Source organism: Sphingomonas sp. (genome assembly GCF_048594985.1).
Taxonomy (GTDB): Bacteria; Pseudomonadota; Alphaproteobacteria; order Sphingomonadales; family Sphingomonadaceae; genus Sphingomonas_I.
In genome coordinates this window covers 1-17,967 of the sequence record NZ_JBMDXG010000128.1, presented here as the reverse complement: position 1 = coordinate 17,967, position 17,967 = coordinate 1, and the positions used below count along the sequence as shown (strand labels likewise).

The 17,967-nt window shown below is 67.5% G+C and carries 21 protein-coding genes; 6 read left to right on the top strand and 15 right to left on the bottom strand.

Going from position 1 to position 17,967, the window contains the following annotated elements:
- The 3 genes from ACOJSF_RS04985 to ruvA all read right to left on the bottom strand — a co-directional run.
- Window positions 1–587 (bottom strand): 2OG-Fe(II) oxygenase (locus ACOJSF_RS04985; protein ID WP_420141125.1); only part of this gene is annotated, 587 nt, incomplete at its 3' end.
- Entirely contained in the window at window positions 584–1,615 is a 1,032-nt protein-coding gene (gene ruvB / locus ACOJSF_RS04980) for a Holliday junction branch migration DNA helicase RuvB (RefSeq protein ID WP_420141124.1), read from the bottom strand. The genes ruvB and ACOJSF_RS04985, both read right to left, overlap by 4 nt.
- A gap of 38 nt (window positions 1,616–1,653) precedes the next feature.
- Complete coding sequence (gene ruvA / locus ACOJSF_RS04975; protein WP_420141123.1) at window positions 1,654–2,256, bottom strand: Holliday junction branch migration protein RuvA; 603 nt, start codon at window positions 2,254–2,256, stop codon at window positions 1,654–1,656.
- A gap of 372 nt (window positions 2,257–2,628) precedes the next feature.
- Between ruvA and ACOJSF_RS04970 the strand changes: the two genes are divergently transcribed.
- A complete protein-coding gene (locus ACOJSF_RS04970; RefSeq protein ID WP_420141122.1) occupies window positions 2,629–3,474 on the top strand; it encodes a hypothetical protein in 846 nt (281 codons plus the stop codon).
- A gap of 72 nt (window positions 3,475–3,546) precedes the next feature.
- Here ACOJSF_RS04970 and ruvC read toward each other — a convergent pair whose 3' ends face one another.
- From ruvC to ACOJSF_RS04955, 3 genes are all read right to left on the bottom strand, one after another.
- Window positions 3,547–4,035 carry a crossover junction endodeoxyribonuclease RuvC gene (gene ruvC, locus ACOJSF_RS04965; protein WP_420141126.1) on the bottom strand — a complete coding sequence of 163 codons (489 nt, stop codon included), beginning with the start codon at window positions 4,033–4,035 and terminating at the stop codon, window positions 3,547–3,549.
- A complete protein-coding gene (locus ACOJSF_RS04960) occupies window positions 4,032–4,775 on the bottom strand; it encodes a YebC/PmpR family DNA-binding transcriptional regulator (protein WP_420141121.1) in 744 nt (247 codons plus the stop codon). Before ACOJSF_RS04960 ends, ruvC begins: the two co-directional genes overlap by 4 nt.
- Before the next feature lie 98 nt (window positions 4,776–4,873).
- A complete protein-coding gene (locus tag ACOJSF_RS04955) occupies window positions 4,874–5,113 on the bottom strand; it encodes a DUF2312 domain-containing protein (protein WP_420141120.1) in 240 nt (79 codons plus the stop codon).
- Between the two features lie 124 nt (window positions 5,114–5,237).
- Between ACOJSF_RS04955 and ACOJSF_RS04950 the strand changes: the two genes are divergently transcribed.
- Window positions 5,238–7,496 (top strand): NADP-dependent malic enzyme, encoded by a 2,259-nt coding sequence (locus tag ACOJSF_RS04950; RefSeq protein WP_420141119.1) that lies wholly within the window; start codon window positions 5,238–5,240, stop codon window positions 7,494–7,496.
- Between the two features lie 52 nt (window positions 7,497–7,548).
- Here ACOJSF_RS04950 and ACOJSF_RS04945 read toward each other — a convergent pair whose 3' ends face one another.
- Entirely contained in the window at window positions 7,549–8,013 is a 465-nt protein-coding gene (locus ACOJSF_RS04945; protein ID WP_420141118.1) for an outer membrane protein assembly factor BamE, read from the bottom strand.
- Window positions 8,014–8,142: 129 nt separating this feature from the next.
- Between ACOJSF_RS04945 and ACOJSF_RS04940 the strand changes: the two genes are divergently transcribed.
- Complete coding sequence (locus tag ACOJSF_RS04940) at window positions 8,143–8,661, top strand: ubiquinol-cytochrome C chaperone family protein (protein WP_420141117.1); 519 nt, start codon at window positions 8,143–8,145, stop codon at window positions 8,659–8,661.
- The gene (locus tag ACOJSF_RS04935) at window positions 8,658–9,173 is read left to right on the top strand and encodes a YceD family protein (RefSeq protein ID WP_420141116.1); all 516 of its coding nucleotides are present in this window, start codon (window positions 8,658–8,660) and stop codon (window positions 9,171–9,173) included. The genes ACOJSF_RS04940 and ACOJSF_RS04935 overlap by 4 nt, the downstream gene beginning before the upstream one ends.
- On the opposite strand, the gene ACOJSF_RS04930 is transcribed toward ACOJSF_RS04935, so the two are convergent.
- The 7 genes from ACOJSF_RS04930 to ispH all read right to left on the bottom strand — a co-directional run bounded on the left by ACOJSF_RS04930 (window position 9,170) and on the right by ispH (window position 15,040).
- Window positions 9,170–9,874: a glutathione S-transferase N-terminal domain-containing protein gene (locus ACOJSF_RS04930; protein WP_420141115.1), complete on the bottom strand. Its 705-nt coding sequence runs from the start codon at window positions 9,872–9,874 to the stop codon at window positions 9,170–9,172. The two genes, ACOJSF_RS04935 and ACOJSF_RS04930, sit on opposite strands and share 4 nt — an antisense overlap.
- 47 nt (window positions 9,875–9,921) lie before the next feature.
- Window positions 9,922–10,464 carry a single-stranded DNA-binding protein gene (gene ssb, locus ACOJSF_RS04925; RefSeq protein WP_420141114.1) on the bottom strand — a complete coding sequence of 181 codons (543 nt, stop codon included), beginning with the start codon at window positions 10,462–10,464 and terminating at the stop codon, window positions 9,922–9,924.
- 16 nt (window positions 10,465–10,480) lie between these two features.
- Window positions 10,481–12,343, bottom strand: coding sequence for a ferrous iron transporter B (gene feoB / locus ACOJSF_RS04920; protein WP_420141113.1), 1,863 nt, complete (start codon window positions 12,341–12,343; stop codon window positions 10,481–10,483).
- On the bottom strand, window positions 12,340–12,573 hold the full coding sequence (locus tag ACOJSF_RS04915) for a FeoA family protein (RefSeq protein ID WP_420141112.1): 234 nt from the start codon (window positions 12,571–12,573) through the stop codon (window positions 12,340–12,342). The genes feoB and ACOJSF_RS04915 overlap by 4 nt, the downstream gene beginning before the upstream one ends.
- 74 nt (window positions 12,574–12,647) lie before the next feature.
- Window positions 12,648–13,106, bottom strand: a complete 459-nt coding sequence (gene rnhA / locus ACOJSF_RS04910) for a ribonuclease HI (protein ID WP_420141111.1) — start codon at window positions 13,104–13,106, stop codon at window positions 12,648–12,650.
- On the bottom strand, window positions 13,103–14,059 hold the full coding sequence (gene thrB, locus ACOJSF_RS04905) for a homoserine kinase (RefSeq protein ID WP_420141110.1): 957 nt from the start codon (window positions 14,057–14,059) through the stop codon (window positions 13,103–13,105). Before thrB ends, rnhA begins: the two co-directional genes overlap by 4 nt.
- Before the next feature lie 15 nt (window positions 14,060–14,074).
- Window positions 14,075–15,040, bottom strand: a complete 966-nt coding sequence (gene ispH / locus ACOJSF_RS04900) for a 4-hydroxy-3-methylbut-2-enyl diphosphate reductase (RefSeq protein WP_420141109.1) — start codon at window positions 15,038–15,040, stop codon at window positions 14,075–14,077.
- Between the two features lie 104 nt (window positions 15,041–15,144).
- Here ispH and ACOJSF_RS04895 point away from each other — a divergent pair, with 104 nt between their 5' ends.
- Window positions 15,145–15,783, top strand: coding sequence for a hypothetical protein (locus ACOJSF_RS04895; RefSeq protein WP_420141108.1), 639 nt, complete (start codon window positions 15,145–15,147; stop codon window positions 15,781–15,783).
- A gap of 59 nt (window positions 15,784–15,842) precedes the next feature.
- Here the strand turns inward: ACOJSF_RS04895 and ACOJSF_RS04890 are convergent, their stop codons facing one another.
- On the bottom strand, window positions 15,843–16,451 hold the full coding sequence (locus tag ACOJSF_RS04890) for a cell wall hydrolase (RefSeq protein WP_420141107.1): 609 nt from the start codon (window positions 16,449–16,451) through the stop codon (window positions 15,843–15,845).
- A 375-nt stretch (window positions 16,452–16,826) separates the two neighbouring features.
- Between ACOJSF_RS04890 and ACOJSF_RS04885 the strand changes: the two genes are divergently transcribed.
- On the top strand, window positions 16,827–17,967 hold a 1,141-nt coding region (locus ACOJSF_RS04885; protein WP_420141106.1), incomplete at its 3' end, for an AI-2E family transporter.

The following is a 17,967-nucleotide window of genomic DNA, read 5'->3' as shown; positions in this document are numbered from 1 at the left end:
CCTCGCAGAATATCACCACGGCCATCGTGAAAGAGCAGCAGGCCGCCCCATTCGGCGCGCCAGTCCGGGGACAGGCTCAGGACATAAGCGGCGTGACGATGTTTGCCCGCCACGCCGTCGTCATGCGTCGTCAGGAAGTCGCCCGGACGATATGCCGTCGCCTGGGCATCGGCGAAATCGATCGCGTCGCGGCCCGTGACCGCGCGCAGAAGATCGATGACGGCAGCGCTGGACATGAACCGCGCAAAGGCATGGAGCGGGTCGTCCTCACGCCGCTCCCGATCCTCGTCGGGCACGCGGATCGAGTCATAGCAGAACTGAAACCCGTCGCGCGCCTTGACAAGGATCGCCTCGCGGAGTCTGGCCTCCTGGTCGGGCGGCAGGGCGTTTGGGCCATGGCGCGGCACCTCGTAGACCTGCTCGTTGGAATTGAGCACGAAGTTCCAGTCGGTTCGCGCGAGCAAATGGTCCCGAAACCCTGGGGCGGCGGGCCCCAAAAACCCGTCGATCTGGATTACCCCGTCGCGCGCGAACTGGGCCGAGAGCGCGGGCACGTCGATCGCGGGATTGAGCGTGAAGGGTGTCATGTCTTGTCGAACAGCGCGCCCTGTCCCCCCGTGGAGGGCTCCGGCAGGCCCAAGTGCGTCCAGGCGCGGCCGTTGAGGCAGCGGCCGCGGGCGGTGCGGGCGATCAGGCCGAGTTGGATGAGGTAAGGTTCGACCACTTCCTCGATCGTGTCGCGAGGCTCGCCCAGGCCCGCCGCGAGCGTCTCCACGCCGACCGGTCCGCCCTTGTAGAGATCGGCGATCATCAGGAGGTAGCGCCGATCCATCGCGTCGAGGCCGAGCGCGTCGACCTCCAGCCGGTTGAGCGCCGTGTCGGCCGCGCCCGCATCCACCTGATCGTGCCCTGCCGCATGCGCGAAATCGCGTACCCGGCGCACCAACCGGCCGGCGCTGCGCGGGGTGCCCCGCGCGCGGCGGGCGATTTCCCGCGCGCGTTCGGTGGTGACGGGCATACCGAGCAGCCGCGCGGCGCGCGCGACCACGCGCTCCAGCTCGTCGACGGTGTAGAATTGCAGGCGCACGGGAATGCCGAAACGATCGCGCAGCGGCGTGGTCAAAAGCCCCTGACGGGTGGTCGCGCCGACGAGGGTGAAGCGCGGCAGATCGATCCGCACGCTCCGCGCCGATGGTCCCTCGCCGATCATGATGTCGAGCGCGCGATCCTCCATCGCCGGATACAGCACCTCCTCGACCGCGGGGGCGAGGCGATGGATCTCGTCGATGAAGAGAACATCGCCCTCCTCGAGATTGGTGAGCAGGGCGGCGAGGTCGCCTGACTTGGCGATCACCGGACCCGACGTGCCGCGGAAGCCGACGCCCAGCTCGCGTGCCACGATCTGCGCCAGCGTGGTCTTGCCGAGGCCCGGGGGGCCGAAGAACAGGACATGGTCGAGCGCCTCGCCCCGCGCGCGCGCCGCCTGGATGAAGATGCGCAGATTGTCGCGCGCCGCCTGCTGCCCGACGAAGTCATCGAGCGACCGTGGACGCAGCGCGGCATCGGCGTCCTCGGGCGCGCGGGTGGGGGAAAGCAGGCGGTCGGCGTCGGACATGCGCTCTCCGTCTAGTCGCGCGTGCCCGGCCGGGCAATTCAGGCGCGCGATGCCTTGCGCAGCGCGAGACGGACGAGCGCGTCGAGCGTGGCGTCGGGCCCCAGCTCACCGATGGCGGCATCAACCGCGCCCACCGCCTCCGCCGACCGGAAGCCGAGATTGGCGAGCGCCGACACCGCGTCGCCCCGCGCCGATGCGGGCGATGCCGGCACAGTCGCAACCGAAGGCCCACCCGGGATGCCGCCGGCCTTGTCGCGCAGCTCCATCGCGATCCGCTGCGCGAGCTTGGGGCCGACCCCCTGCGCGCGCGCGATCATCGCCTTGTCACCCTGGGCCACGGCGCGCGCCAGTTCGCCCGGATCGAGCACAGAGAGAATCGCGAGCGCAACGCGCCCGCCGACCCCCTGGACCCCGGTCAGGAGGCGGAACCAGTCGCGCTCGGCGCCCGAACCGAAGCCGAAGAGGGTGATTGCGTCCTCGCGCACCTGCATCTCGGTCAACAGCGTGACATCGCCGCCGAGCGGGCCGATCGCACCCAGGGTGCGCGTCGATGCCTGGGCAAGATAACCGACGCCGCCGACGTCGAGCACCACGTGATCGGCCCCGGTTTCGACAAGCTTCCCGGCGAGACGCGCGATCATGCCCCATCGACTAGGGCGCGCCAACGCGGAAGTCGAGGCCACCCGGCCGACCTGTCGGCTCGAGTGCCCGGAACGCGTAATGACATGCGTTGTGCGACGCGGTGGATATGCGCTGCGCGTCGCAAGCGCACATGGTTAATCATTGAAGATAAAGCAGGAAATTCCGCAGCCAACTTTTCCCGGTCTTCCGCGCCGCATGATCCGAGCTTTACAAAATGGGTGCGGCGCGGCATGAAGCGTTCGGGCCTGTACCGTGCCTTGGACCCGATTGCGATCGATCGGCAGCCGCACCACCGCCCCGTATCCCGTGTCTGGCGTATGCTTTCCAGCCGATAGCCGCGAGGGATGATCATGAGCAGTGCAGGACCCGCAATGGCGGGCTTTTTCGAGCCGGACCTCGCGGGGCAGCGATATGCCGGGCGGAGCGAAGCGGCCGTGCGGCCCATCGAAATGTATCCGCCGACGCCTGAGGCCGAGACGCAGGAGCAGCCTCGCCGCAGGCGCCGCCGCCGACGGTCGCGCGAATCCTACCGCCGCCGTCGCCGCAGGCTGCTGTTGCTGCGCCTGGCGATGGCGGGAAGCGCGGCGGTGATCGCAGCCCTCGTATTGACGATCTGGCTGGCCTGGCCTGCGCCCACTCCGGAATTGAAGCCGACAGCCGCGCTCGTGCCGATTGCCGAGCCGTCGGCAACGCCGATCCCGATCGGGGGGCAAAAGTTGATCCTCGAAGGCGGGCCAAAGCAAGCGAGGCAGCAGGGCTTTCGTGACTGCGGAGTCCGCAAGAGTGGCGACGTGCAATGGATCGATTGCCATCGCAGCCCGGCTCAACTGCTCGGCCTGCCGGCGGAGCGGGCGACGGTCACCTTCGCCAACATCCAAAGCCCGGATGGGAGCATCAACACCACCGATCTGCACTATAAGGGCGTATCGATGGTGTTCGCCGACCTTGACGGCAGCATGGCCCAGCTCAAGCAAGCGCTCCGCCGCGCGGGATGGATCCAGGCGACCGGTCTCGGTCAGATGGTCTATCACCATGCCGGGCTGCCCGCCGCGCTGACCCTGCGCCCCGATTACGAGCGGAAGGCATTGCAGGCGACCATCACGCCGATCGCGCTGAACCTCGCTGAAGCACGGATCCGCCGGATCAAGGAAGAGCGCGTCGAACAGGTACGCCGCGACCAGCAGGTCCGCCAGCTGCTCGACAAGCTGGCGCATTAAGGGAGCAGGGCGTCAGGTTTGGTCCGGTCCGGGGCGCCTGCCTCGCTTGCGCCGACCACGATTTGGACTGTGCTAGCCGCCCGTGCGGCGCCTGCTGGCGAGATGGTGGGCATGGGTGATGGCGACAGCCAGCGCATCCGCCGCATCGGCGCCGGCGATGCGCGCGCCGGGCAACAGGCGGGCGACCATCGCATGGACCTGCGCCTTGTCGGCGCCACCGGTGCCGACCACCGCCTTCTTCACGAGGGTCGGCGCATATTCGCCGACGTCGAGCCCCGTCCGCGCGGCCGCGAGCAGCACCGCGCCGCGCGCCTGCCCGAGCTTGAGCGTGGATTGCGGGTTCACGTTGACGAACACCTCCTCGACCGCCGCGCCCTCCGGGCGGTGGAGGAGGAGAATATCGACGAGCGCGTCGTACAGTGTGACGAGACGGCGGGGCAGGGGGGCCGCGCTATCGGTTCGCACCTGCCCGTTGGCGATATGGGAAAGCCGGTTGCCGACCGCCGCGATCACGCCCCAGCCGGTCGTGCCGAGCCCGGGGTCGAGGCCGATCAGGATCAGCCGAGCTTCTCCATCACCGCGTCTGGGATATCGTAATTGCCCCACACGGTCTGGACGTCGTCATCGTCGTCCAGCGCATCAAGCAGCTTGAGCAGCGTGCTCGCCGTAGCCTCGTCGACCTCGACCTGCGTCTGCGGGCGCCAGGCGAGCTTGACGCTCTCCGCTTCGCCCAGCGTCGGCTCGAGCGCCTTGGCGACTTCGTGCAAGCTCTCGACCGCCGTCCAGATGGAGTGGCCGTCCTCGGTCGTCTCGACATCGTCGGCGCCCGCCTCCAATGCCGCCTCGAACACCTTTTCCGCGTCGCCGACGGCGGCGGGGTAGGCGATCAGGCCGAGACGGTCGAAGCCGTGGCTGACCGCGCCGGGCGCGCCGACATTGCCGCCATTCTTGGACACCGCCGTCTTCACGTTGGTCGCGGTGCGGTTGCGATTGTCGGTCAGCGTCTCGATGATCAGAGCGACGCCGCCGGGACCGAAGCCCTCGTAGCGGACCTCTTCATAATTGGCGCCGTCGGCGCCCGCCGCCTTATTGATCGACCGTTCGATATTGTCCTTGGGCAGGCCTTCCTTGCGCGCGGTGATGACCGCGGCGCGCAGGCGCGCGTTCATATTCGGATCGGGCAGGCCCATCTTGGCCGCGACGGTGATCTCGCGGCTGAGCTTGGAAAAAAGCACCGCGCGCTTCTTATCCTGCGCGCCCTTGCGGTGCATGATGTTCTTGAATTTGGAATGGCCGGCCATTGCTGCCCGTATCTTCTCGCTATTGGTGGGTCGGGATCGCTCTAGACCGGCCCCCGCCACGCATCAACCGAGCGCGGCGGGAACGGAACGGCGCCTGTTCAGCCCAGGCCGAGCGCCGCCTTGTACGTTTCCAGCAGCGCCTCGGCCTCGTCGCGGGCGTGCTTCTCCATCTTCCGGAGGCGGACGATCGAGCGCATCGTCTTGGTATCGTACCCCTGGCTCTTCGCCTCATTGTAGACGTCGCGAATATCGTCGGCCATGCCCTTCTTCTCTTCTTCCAGACGCTCGATCCGCTCGATGAAGAGGCGCAGCTGATCCGCCGCGATCAAGTCCGACATGTCGTATCCCCGGTGATTCTCAACGAAAGCGCGGGGACTAGCGGCAAGCATCCCTGCTCGGCAATGGGGTGACGCGGGCGCGATCGCTGGTTAGGGGGGGATGACACGAGCGGAGAGGCAAAGGGTGGCCGAAGGCAGCAACGTCCAGTTTTCAGAACGCGAAGCGCTTGATTTCCATGCGTCGGGCCGGCCCGGCAAGATCGAGATCGTCGCGTCGAAGCCGATGGCGACGCAACGCGACCTGAGCCTCGCTTACTCGCCGGGCGTCGCGGTGCCGGTGCGCGCGATCGCCGACAATCCCGGCGCGGCCTATGACTATACCGCCAAGGGCAATCTGGTCGCGGTGATCTCCAACGGGACCGCGATCCTCGGCATGGGCAATCTCGGCGCGCTCGCGTCGAAGCCGGTGATGGAAGGCAAGGCGGTGCTGTTCAAGCGCTTCGCCGACGTGGACTCGATCGACCTCGAACTCGCGACCGAGGATGTCGACGCCTTCTGCAACGCGGTCGCTTTGCTGGAGCCGAGCTTCGGGGGCATCAACCTTGAGGATATCAAGGCACCCGAATGCTTCGTGATCGAGCAGACCCTGCGCGAGCGCATGAACATCCCGGTGATGCATGACGACCAGCATGGCACCGCGATCATCACCGCCGCCGGCCTGATCAACGCCTGCTATCTGACCGCGCGCAAGCTTTCCGAGATCAAGGTCGTCGTGACCGGCGCCGGCGCGGCGGCGATCGCCTGCACCGAGCTGATCAAGGCGATGGGCGTCGCCGCCGACAACGTTCTGATGTGCGACCGGACGGGCGTGATCTACCAGGGTCGCGATGATGTGAACCAGTGGCAGTCGGCGCATGCGGCGAATACCGACCGGCGCACGCTGATGGACGCGGTCGAGGGCGCGGACGTCTTCCTGGGCCTGTCCGCCGCCGGCGCGCTCAAGCCCGAAATGGTCGCGCGGATGGCGCCGCGCCCGATCATCTTCGCGATGGCCAATCCCGATCCGGAGATCACGCCCCCCGATGCGAAGGCGGTGCGCCCCGATGCGATCGTGGCGACCGGCCGTTCGGACTATCCGAACCAGGTCAATAACGTGCTGGGCTTCCCCTTCATCTTCCGCGGCGCGCTCGACGTGCGCGCGACGACGATCAACGACGAGATGAAGATCGCCGCCGCGCAGGCGCTGGCGAAGCTCGCGCGCCAGCAGGTGCCGGAAGAGGTTGCCGCCGCCTATGGCACCGTGCCGCATTTCGGCGAGGACTACATCATCCCTGCCCCCTTCGACCCGCGCCTGATGGAGGAGGTGCCCGCCGCCGTCGCCGAGGCGGCGATGCGGAGCGGTGTCGCGCGCCGCCAGATCGAGGACATGACGGCCTATCGCGACAGCCTGAAGGCGCGGCTCAACCCGACCACGTCGGTGCTGGCGATGGCGCACACCAATGCGCGCGCCAATCCCAAGCGGGTGGTGTTCGCCGAGGCCGAGGAAGAAGTGGTGCTGCGCGCCGCGATCGCCTTCAAGGAAGGCGGATATGGCACGCCGGTGCTGGTCGGCCGCGACGAGGTGCCGGACAAGCTGCGCGCGCTGGGCGTCGACGACCCCTCGGAATACGAACTGCACAACAGCCGCCATTCGCCGCTCGTGCCGCAGATGGTCGATTTCCTGTACGAACGACTCCAGCGGCGCGGCTACCTCCGCCGCGAGGTCGAGGCGATGGTCAATCAGGACCGCAACATCTTCGGCGCGCTCCTCCTCCAGCTCGGCCAGGCCGACGCGATGATCAGCGGCGTCACGCGGACCTACGGCAAGACGCTGCGCCAGATCCGGCGCGTGATCGATCCGATCGAGGGGCGTCGCCCGTGCGGGATCCACGTGATCGTCGGCCAGCGGCACACCGTGTTCATGGCCGACACGATGGTGACCGAGCGGCCGACGCCGAAGGAACTGGTGGCGATCGCCGAGCATACCGCCGCCGTCGCGCGGCGGATGGGGCATGAACCGCGCGTGGCGTTCCTGTCCTATTCGACCTTTGGCAACCCGGCGGGCGAGTGGATCGACAATGTCCGCGACGCGGTGGCGCTGATGGACGAGCGTGATCCCGGCTTCGAATATGAAGGCGAGATGGCGCCCGACGTGGCGCTGAACCCGCAGGTCAAGAAGAGCTATCCGTTCAGCCGCCTGTCGGGGCCGGCCAACGTGCTGATCATGCCCGGTCTGCAATCGGCCAACATTTCGGCCAAGCTGCTGCGCGAGGTGGGCGGCGATTCGGTGATCGGGCCGATGCTGGTGGGCATGGACAAGCCGGTTCAGATCGCGACCATGTCGGCGACCGCGTCCGAACTGCTGACGCTGGCGATCCTGGCGGGGGCGGACATCGCCCGCTGAGGCGGGCGGTCCGCAAACGGTTGAAGCTGGTCCGGCCCTGCCGGACCAGGGCTCAGCGGTTGGGATTGTCGGCGGTCGGGCCCTGCTGCGATCCACCACCGGCGCTGATATTGCCGAATAGCTCGGCGAAGAAGCCGCGATCGCTGCCGCGTACCGGGGTCTTCTTGCCGTAGAGGCGGACGTCGCGCGTCGTTTCCAGCCCGGTCTTCTGCACCGACGCGACCTCGCCATCGGAGGCGAAGCGGACGGTCAGCAGCATCTGCGACACGGCATGCGGCGTGCTGAAAGCAAGCTGGCGGGTATCGCGCGAGACATAATACCAGGTGGATCCGCCATCCCACTCGCTCGCGAAGCTGGGCCGGCCGAGCATCTTCGTCACCGAATCGCGGTTGTCGACCCCGGCGGCGACGCTGTCGACCAGCACGGTATCGACGACATAGCCCTTGTGATCGCGCACGCGTGTGCAGCCGCCGAGCACGAGCAGCGTCGCCAGCGATACGACGCCCGCGCGCCTCAACGATACCGCCATAATCCCGTCTGCTCCGACACTGCCAAACCGTATCGCGTCGGGATTGCAACCGGACGCCCGCGCCTCAATATGCGCGCGCGACCGGCCCGGCAAGCGGGCGGCGGGGAGATGCGGTGAATGGCGGGATGGTGGCGGGCCCTGTTCGGGCGGAAGGAGCGCGAGGCGCTCGCGCCGCTTTATGGCACGATCGTCGCTGCCGCGCGCGATCCGGACTGGTATGCCCGCGGCGGCGTGCCCGACACGCTCGACGGGCGGTTCGACATGGTCGCAGCGATGCTGACGCTCGTCCTGCTCCGGCTGGAGGCGGAGGGCGATGCGGGCCGGGCGCCCTCGGCTTATCTGACCGAATTGTTCGTCGACGATATGGACGGTCAGCTTCGCCAATCGGGGATCGGTGACATCGTCGTCGGCAAGCATGTCGGGCGGATGATGTCGGCGCTCGGCGGCCGGCTCGGCGCGTTTCGCGCTGCGTTCGCGGGTGGCGACCTCGACGCCGCGATCACCCGCAACCTTCATCGGGGCGCTTCGGCTACTGCGTCCGAACACGCGCTGGCGCGCGAGCGCCTGCTCGCGGTCAAGACGCGGCTCGACGCTGTGTCGCTCAATACATTGCTCGAAGGACGACTGACATTATGACTGCCTCGGAATTTTCCCGCCCGTTCCGGCTGGATACGATCGGAGACGCGCCGCGCACGGTGGCGGTGGAAGCCGAGGAGTCGGAGCGGGGCGCATTGGCGGCGCGCTTCGGCCTGATCGCGCTCGACCGGCTCGACGCGACGGCGGCGCTGGCGCGCGATGGCGACGTGGTGACCGCGACCGGGCGCATCCGCGCGGAGGCGGTCCAGGCCTGCGTGGCGAGCGGCGAGCCCGTGCCCGCGCATATCGACGAAGCGTTCGCGCTGCGCTTCACGCCCCCGGCGACACCCGCCGAAGAGGAGATCGAGTTGGACGAAGAGGAACTCGACGTCCTGACCTACGAGGGCGGGGCCGTCGATCTGGGCGAGGCGGTGGCGCAGACGCTCGCGCTCGCGCTCGATCCGTTTCCGCGCGCGCCGGGCGCGGACGCGGCGCTGCGCGAGGCGGGCGTCGTGAGTGAGGAGGAGACGGGCCCCTTCGCCGCGCTCAAGGCGCTGAGGGACAAGCTTTAGGCGCGCGCCGGAATGGTGAGGCCGCGTGCCACCGCAGGACGGGCGAGGCCGCGATCGAGCCAGGCGGGAACGGCCTTCAAACCGGCATAGTCGACGAGATCGCCGGCGTCGTAGAAGCCTGCGATCGCGCGGACCCAGCCGAGCAGAGCAATGTCGGCGATGGTGAAATCGTCGCCCATCATCCATTGCCGGTCGGCGAGCCGGCCTTCGAGCACGCCCAGCAGGCGCTTCGTCTCCGCCGCGTAGCGGTCGCGCGGGCGCTTGTCCTCATATTCGCGCCCGGCGAATTTGTGGAAGAAACCCAGCTGGCCGAACATCGGCCCGACGCCGCCCATCTGGAAAAAGACCCACTGGATCGTCTCGATCCGCCGCGCCGGATCGGACGGCAGGAACTGCCCGGTCTTCTCCGCGAGATAGAGGAGGATCGCGCCCGATTCGAACCGCCCGAGCGGCCGGCCGCCGGGGCCGTCCGGATCGATGATCGCCGGGATCTTGCCGTTCGGGTTGAGCGCGAGAAATTCGGGTGTCCAGCTCTCGTTCGCGCCGATATCGACGAAGTGCGGTTCGTAGGGGAGGCCGGTTTCCTCCAGCATGATCGAGACCTTCACCCCGTTGGGCGTCGGCGTCGAATAAAGCTGCAGACGGTCGGGATGCTCCGCCGGCCAGCGATTCGTGATGGCGAAAGCGTCGAGATCGGTCATCCTGTCCTCGCTGAAGGTCAGTGGTTACGCGCGCGCAGGCCCCGTGTTCAGAATGGAACGTCGTCGTCGAGGTCGGCGTCGAACGGCTGCGGCTTGCTGCCGCCACCGCCGCGATTGCCGCCGCCGAAGCCCGAACCGCCCCCGCTGCCACCGCCGAAGCTGCTGCCCCCGCCGCCATAGCCGCCGCGCTCCTCATCGTCGCCGCCCCAGCCGCCGCCGCTTCCGCCGCCCTCGCCCTCGCGCCGGTCGAGCAGCACCAGCACGGCATTGAAGCCCTGCAGCACCACCTCGGTCGAATAACGGTCGGCGCCCGACTGGTCCTGCCACTTGCGGGTCTGGAGCTGGCCTTCGAGATAGACCTTGCTGCCCTTGCGCAGATAGCGTTCGGCGGTGTTGGCGAGGCCTTCGTTGAAGATCGCGACCGAATGCCATTCGGTCTTCTCGCGCCGCTCGCCCGAATTGCGGTCCTTCCACGTTTCCGACGTGGCGATGCGCAGGTTCACGACCTTGCCGCCATTCTGGAAGCTGCGCGATTCGGGGTCGCGCCCCAGATTGCCGACGAGGATCACCTTGTTGACGCTGCCGGCCATGTCTTTTCCCGTTCGCTTAAAGTCCGAGCGTGGTCGCTAGCCAGAAAGTGGCGCCCGCCGCAAGCCATGCCAGGCCGAACAGGTAGGCGAGCGCGAAGGAGGGCCAGAACCAGCCATTGGTCTCGCGCCGCATCACCGCGATCGTCGACAGGCATTGCGGCGCGAAGACGAACCACATCAGGAAGGCGAGCGCGGTCGGCAGCGACCAGGCGCCCCGCAGCCGCGCGCCCAGTGCCTGTTCGCCCGCCGCCTCATCATCGCCGGCGTCGATCGAATAGACCGTCTGGAGCGCGGAAACCGCCACCTCGCGCGCGGCCATGGCGGGAATGATGGCGAGCGCCATGTCGTGGCCGAACCCGATCGGGCGGACGATCGGCTCCAGCCCGGATGCGATGCGGCCGGCGAGCGAATATTCGCTCTGCTTGATCCCGTTGCCCTCGGGCGCCTTCGGATAGGAGGTGAGCACCCACAGCACCGCCGTCACCATCAGGATGACGGTGCCCGCGCGGCGCAGGAAGACATAGGCGCGCTGCCACAGCCCGATCGCGACGTCGCGCCACACCGGCATCTGATATTTGGGAAGCTCCAGCATGAAGCTGCCCCCCGCGCCGCGTGCGATGGTGCGGCGCAGGATCGCGGCGGCCGCCAGCGCGCCGAGGATGCCGGTGATATAGAGCCCGAACAAAACGAGCCCCTGCAGCCCGATCCCCCAGCCGATCGTCCGCGCCGGGACGAACGCGCCGATAATGACCGAGTAAACCGGCAGCCGCGCCGAGCAGGTCATCAGCGGCGCGATCAGGATGGTGGTGAGCCGGTCGCGTGGATCCTCGATCGAGCGCGTCGCCATGATGCCGGGAATCGCGCAGGCGAAGGAGGAGAGGAGGGGGATGAAGGAGCGCCCCGACAGGCCGACCCCCGCCATCAGCTTGTCCATCAGGAACGCCGCGCGGACCATGTAGCCCGACGCCTCCAGCAACAGGATGAAGAAGAACAGGATGATGATCAGCGGCAGGAACACGACGACCGCTCCGACGCCGTTGATGATCCCTTCGATCAGCAGGTCGCGCAGGAAGCTGTCCGGCAGGGTCGCCGCCGCCGTCTCGCCCAGCCACGCCTGCGCGCCTTCGAGCCAGCCGACCGGCGCCTCGCTCCACGAAAAGACCGCCTGGAACATCACAAACATCAGCGTCGCGAGGATGATCGGGCCGACGATGGGGTGGAGCGCGATCCGATCGATCCGCCGGGTCAGCGCGCGCGACGCCGATCGCTCTGCGGTCACGGCATGCGCGATTCGGCGCGCCTGGCGCTGAAGCGCGACGATGTCCTCAGTCGGAGCGGTGGCGGAGAAGGCCGGACGCCCGCCACCTGACACGGCACGGTCGAGCGCCGCACGCAGATCGTCCAGCCCGCGCTTGCGCACCGCGACGGTGGCGATGACGGGAACCCCCAATTCGGCCGACAGGTGGGCGAGGTCGATGTCCAACCCGTCGCGTTCGGCCATGTCGATCATGTTCAGCGCCACCACCGTCGGCAGGCCGAGCGCGACGAGTTGGATCGCGAACCGGAGATGGTTGTCGAGGTTGGTGGCGTCGAGCACGATCAGCAATGCCGACGGAGTACGCTCGCCCGCCTGCCGCCCGAACAGGACGTCGCGGGTCACTTTCTCGTCGGGTGTCGACGAATCGAGGCTGTAGGTGCCGGGCAGGTCGATCAGTTCGACCGGCCGGCCGTCGTCGAAGGTCATCCGCCCCGATTTCCGCTCGACCGTCACACCCGGATAATTGCCGACCTTCTGTCGCGCGCCGGTCAGCGCGTTGAACAGAGCGGACTTGCCGGCATTGGGATTGCCGACCAGCGCCACCATCGGCGCCGGAGTCATGCCGGCTCGACGTGGACGGCGGTGGCGAGCGCGCCGCGGATCGCGACGGTCATCCGCCCGACGCGGCAGGCGAGCGGACCACGCATCGCACCGCGATGAAGCGGTTCGATCGAAACGCCGTCGTCGAAGCCGAGCTCGCGCAGGCGGCGGGCCTCGCTCGCGCTCAGGCTATCCCAATCGATGCCGGCGATGCGCGACGTGGTGCCGAGAGGAAGCTGATCGAGACGCACGAGATTGGACCCAGATTTTTGCGATTAATTATCAATAGGACCGGGGGGCGTGGCGCGCAAGGCCCGATGGCGTTTCAGCGCGAACGAAGCCCGCCCGCGAGGAGGGCGGCATCGCTCGCCAGCTTGTCCGCCCGCTCATTTTCTGCGTGCCCGGCATGGCCCTTGACCCAGCGCCATTCGATCCGGTGCGGGGCGGCGGCGGCGATCAGTTCCTGCCACAGATCGGCATTCTTGACCGGCTGCCGCGCGGCGGTGCGCCAGCCGTTGCGCTGCCACCCCTTCAGCCATTTGGTCAGCCCGTCCATCACGTAGCGGCTGTCGGTCGACAGCGCGACGCGGCACGGCTTCTTCAATGCCTCGAGCCCGCGGATCGCAGCGGTCAGTTCCATACGGTTGTTGGTGGTGAGCGGCTCACCCCCCGACAATTCCTTTTCCGAACCGTTGGCACGCAGCACCACGCCCCACCCGCCGGGGCCGGGATTGCCCTTGCACGCGCCGTCGGTGGCTATTTCGACCAGCGGCAAGTCGCTCATGCGAACAGGGCGTCGCCGGCGTCGCGGTAGAAGGTCAGGCGACGTGTGTAAGCGAGCGGATCCTTGCGCGTGACGAGCGCGTCGGCGGGCGTGTTGAGCCAGTCCCACGCGCGCGTCAGCGCGAAGCGGATGCACGCGCCCATCGCGAGCACGGGCAGCGCAGCGCGCTCGGTCGCCGACAGGCCATGCGTTTCGGAATAGCCGTCGAGCAGGGCGCGGCCGACCTCCGCCTGATGCGTTCCCCCCGTGGCGTCGAACGACCAAGCGCTGTGCATGATCGCCAGATCGTACAGGCGGACGTCGGTGCAGGCGAAATAGAAGTCGATCAGCCCCGCGACGGTGTCGCCGAGCATGAGGACGTTGTCGGGAAAGAGATCGGCATGGATCACCCCGCGCGGCGCGGCGCGATCCCAGCGCGGTTCGACATGATCGAGCGCCGCCGCCAACGTTTCGTAGAGTGTCGGATCGATCGCATCGAGGTTGCGCCCGCAGCGCTCCAGCAGAGGCCGCCACGCATCAACACCGAGGCTGTTGGGCCGATCGAGCGTGCAATCGGCCAGCGCCGTATGCATCCGGCCCATCGCTGCTCCTGCGGCGCGCGCTTGCGCAGGGGTGGGGTGCGTGACCGACACGCCGGGCAGGAATTCTATCAGACAGGCGGGGCGACCCGCCACCTCCTGCACCTGCCGGCCGTCAAGGCTGCGCAGCGCGCGCGGCACGGGCAGGCCGGCATCCGCGAGCTGATCGAGCAAGGCCAGGAAGAAGGGCAGGTCGCCCGCATCGACACGCTTTTCATACAGGGTCAGAATGAAGCGAGCGCGGTCGGTATCGACCAGATAATTGCTGTTTTCGACCCCCTCGGCAATGCCCTTGGCCGACACCAGCCGCCCGACGTCGTAGCGCGACAGCAGCGCCGCGAGCGCCTCGGCCGAGACGTGGGTGTAGACCGCCATATCGCGCCCGACCGCCTATGCGGCCTGCAGCGCGCGTGGCAGCTTGAAGATCATCGTCTCGGTCGCGCCCGCCAGTTCGCGCTCGCTCACCTCGAACCATGTCTCGAGACGCGCGATCAGCCCGCGCACCAGCACTTCGGGCGCCGAAGCGCCGGCCGTGACGCCGAGCGTGCGCACGCCATCCAGCCAGCCCCGATCGAGTTCGCTGGCATCCTGGATCAGGAGCGCGCGTACGCCGGCCCGCTCTGCCACCTCGGCCAGACGCACCGAGTTGGACGAATTGGGCGCGCCGATGACGAGCAAAGCGTCGCATTGCGGCGCCAGTTCCTTGACCGCCGCCTGGCGGTTCGACGTGGCGTAGCAGATGTCCTCGCCGCGCGGGCCCCGGATCGACGGAAAACGGCGCTGGAGCGTGGCGACGATCGCCGCCGTATCGTCCACCGACAAGGTGGTCTGCGTCAGAAAAGACAGATTGTCCGGATCGGCCGGCGCCACCGTTTCGGCGTCCGCGACCGTTTCGATCAGCGTGATGGCGCCATCGGGCACCTGTCCCAGCGTGCCGATCACCTCGGGATGTCCGCGATGCCCGATGAACAGAATGTGGCGCTGCTGATCGACCAGACGCTCCGCCTCGCGGTGCACCTTGGAAACGAGCGGACAGGTGGCGTCGAGGAATTCGAGCCCGCGCTCGCTCGCGCGGGCCGGAACCACCTTGGGAACGCCATGCGCGGAAAAGACCACCGGAACGCCATCCGGAACCTCGTCCAGTTCCTCGACGAAGATCGCGCCCTTTGCGCGCAGATTGTCGATCACGTGGCGATTATGCACGATCTCATGCCGGACATAGACCGGCGCGCCATATTTCTCGATCGCCAGTTCGACGATCCGGATCGCGCGGTCGACACCCGCACAGAAGCCGCGCGGAGCGGCAATCAGAACGTCGAGCGGCGGTCGGGGCGGGGGGGCGGCGTTTCCGTCCATCGCATCGCGCTTACGCGATTGCTTGCTCCCGCGAAAGGCGCTTCCTATGATCGCGCGACCCTTTGCCGCCGTTCGGCGCTTCCCTGTTCCGAGGTATCTCTTTGGTGAACCGTGCGCTGCTCTCCGTCCCCCTCGCGGCGCTGGCGTTGGCCGGCTGTGGCGGTGGCAACAAGCTGGACGAGACGCTGGGGTTGAGCGTCGTGCGGTCGGCCTGCCCGGCGGTCGCGGTGGCGGCCTACACCGGTGATATCAGCCTGTTCAGCCCGCCGCAGAGCCAGGACGCCCGTGCTCTGGATGTCATGGCCAGCATCACCAACATTCGCACGACCTGCGACGAGACGGGCGACGTGGTCCATGCCCGCGTCACCTTCGATGTGGAAGCGCGTCGTTCGAGCCGGTTCGGCGAGCGCGACGTGGTGCTGCCTTATTTCGCGGTGGTGATGCGCGGCGGCACGAAGCTGATGTCCAAGCAGCAGAGCCGCGTACAGGTCCATTTCAAGGAAGGTGAAACGCGGGCGATCGCAACCGCCGCGGCTTCGGCCGACGTCCAGAAATCGCTGGCGTCGCTCCCCCCGATCGTGCGCGAGCGGCTGAGCCGCAAGCGCAAGGTGGGCGATGCCGATGCGTCGATCGATCCGCTGGCCGATCCCAAGGTGAAGGCGGCGCTCAACGAAGCCAATTTCGAGCTGATCGTCGGTTTTCAGCTGACCGACGGCCAACTCGCCTACAACGCCACGCGCTGACGACGAAAAAAAGGGGGCGACCCGCGCCCCCCCTTTTCTTTCCGGCCTGCCGTCCGGCGTCAGCGATAGAAAACGTGCGCGCCGACTTCGGTGACGCGCTTGCGGCCGCGGAAGAAGCTGTTGGTCGGCGCATAATTGGCGCGGAAGAACAGGGCGCCCGGGGCGACCGCCTCGGCCTCGCCGCGGAGCACGTCGTGCGCCACGTCCATGGCATCGGCCCAATTGTCGCTATCGCGATTGGGGCGATAGCCCGACAGATCGAAATATTGGCCCGGCTGGTTGGCGACGGCGCAGATCGATTCGCCGAAGCGGCCTGCCTTGAGGCGGTTCACCAGCGTCTGCGCGACGGCGACCTTGCCCGCTCGCGACTGGTTGCCGGCTTCGTGCAGGACGACCTTCGCCACGCACACATGGGACGCCTCGTCGAATTCGGCGGCCTCTGCCTGCTCATCCTGCGGCTTGAGGTCGGCGGTCTGTGCCGCCGGGATGGCGGCTTGCTTGATCGCGGGCGTCGCGCTCGGCGTCGTGGATTCGAGATCGTAGGTCAGCGTGGGGGCCGCGATCAGTTCAGCGGCGCTGCCCATCGACGCGGGCAGGAGCGCCATTGCGGCCAGGGCGGCAACCGCGCCGGCACCGGCATAAAGCGTATTGGGACGCTTCAGCGACATATTAGCTCATACACATGCGCAAACCGCTGGACACCGCGGGAACACATGCGGCGGCAGCAGGTTGACGTCTTGTCGGAAGGACCTGGTAACGCTGTCCTGGCGACCGAATTGGTGCGGCCAGATCGAACATGGTCACCAAAACGTCAAACAATCCACGACGAACCGTTGCCCCGTCGGGGTGAGATGAGCATTTTCATGCCGCAATGCAGCATGAGGTTAGAGGCGCAATCTCGTCACGTTTGGCGATGAATGCGCTGATCCTTAACGATTTCTCGCGTCAAACGACCCGTTTTTGGGCATCACGCTCAGGAAGCGCGTATCGGATCGCCGATTCGCGGGAGGGGTGGGGTGGACGAGCGGCCTGACCGGTCTTTCTTGCAGGCTTTCCTGACCGGACGCACCGCCGAGGCGCTTCGGCGTGATCGCTTGCTGGCAGCGATCGCGCTGTTCACGGGCGCCGGGTTCGTGCTGGCGCTGCCCTTTGCGTTGCAATTCGGCGCGGCCTTCTTCCTGCCGGTCACCGCCGCCCTCGTAATCGCGATCGCGCTGGTGCCGATGCTGGAGTGGTTCGAACGGCGGCGCGTGCCGTCGCCGATCGCGGCCTTTGCCTGCATCACGATCTTTCTGGGAACCGCCAATCTCGCCATTGCGGCGATCATCGTACCGGCGGCGGCGTGGTTCGCGCTGCTGCCCGAACGGATCAGCCGCATCCGCCGCAATCTCCGGCCTTTGGTCGACGTCTATCAGAGCCTCGACCGCTTCGTGAGCAACCTCTCGTCGACCTTCATGCGGTCCGGCGGGCGCGGCCGCTCGGTTACGATCGAGGCGCCGAATTCGCTGCTCGATGTGGTCGCCAGTTCCGCGCCGGTCGCGATCCTGCAGATGTTCTTCGCCATCCTCGTCGTCTATTTCTTCCTGTCGGGCTGGACGCGGATGCGGCGCAACACGATCACTAGCCGCGGCAGCTTTTCCAGCGCGCTCACCACCGCGCGCGTGATCCAGGAAATGGTGGATTCGACGTCGGCCTATCTGGCGACGATCACGATGATCAATATCGGCCTCGGTCTGCTGGTCGCCTGTGCCTTCTGGATGATCGGTCTGCCCGACCCGCTGATGTGGGGCGGGATCGTCGCCCTGCTCAACTACATGCCCTATCTCGGCCCGATCATGGCGGGCATGCTGCTCGCGCTCGGCGGGCTGATGGTGTTTCGCGACGCCTGGTACGCCGCCTTCCCGGTGGTCGTGTTCACCGCCTGCCACCTGATCGAATCGAACATCATCACGCCCGCGCTGGTCGGGCGACGGCTGACCATCAATCCGCTGCTGATCCTCGTCTCGCTCAGTTTCTGGGGATGGGTGTGGGGGCCGGTGGGGGCGCTGCTCGCCGTGCCGATCCTGATCATTCTCAAGACCGTGCTCGATGCCGCCGGGACGCCGGACATTGCGGGTTTCCTGTTCGAGGAAGGAACGCTCACCAGCCCTCTGCCCGAACGGCCGCTGCAGCCCGACGAGGATG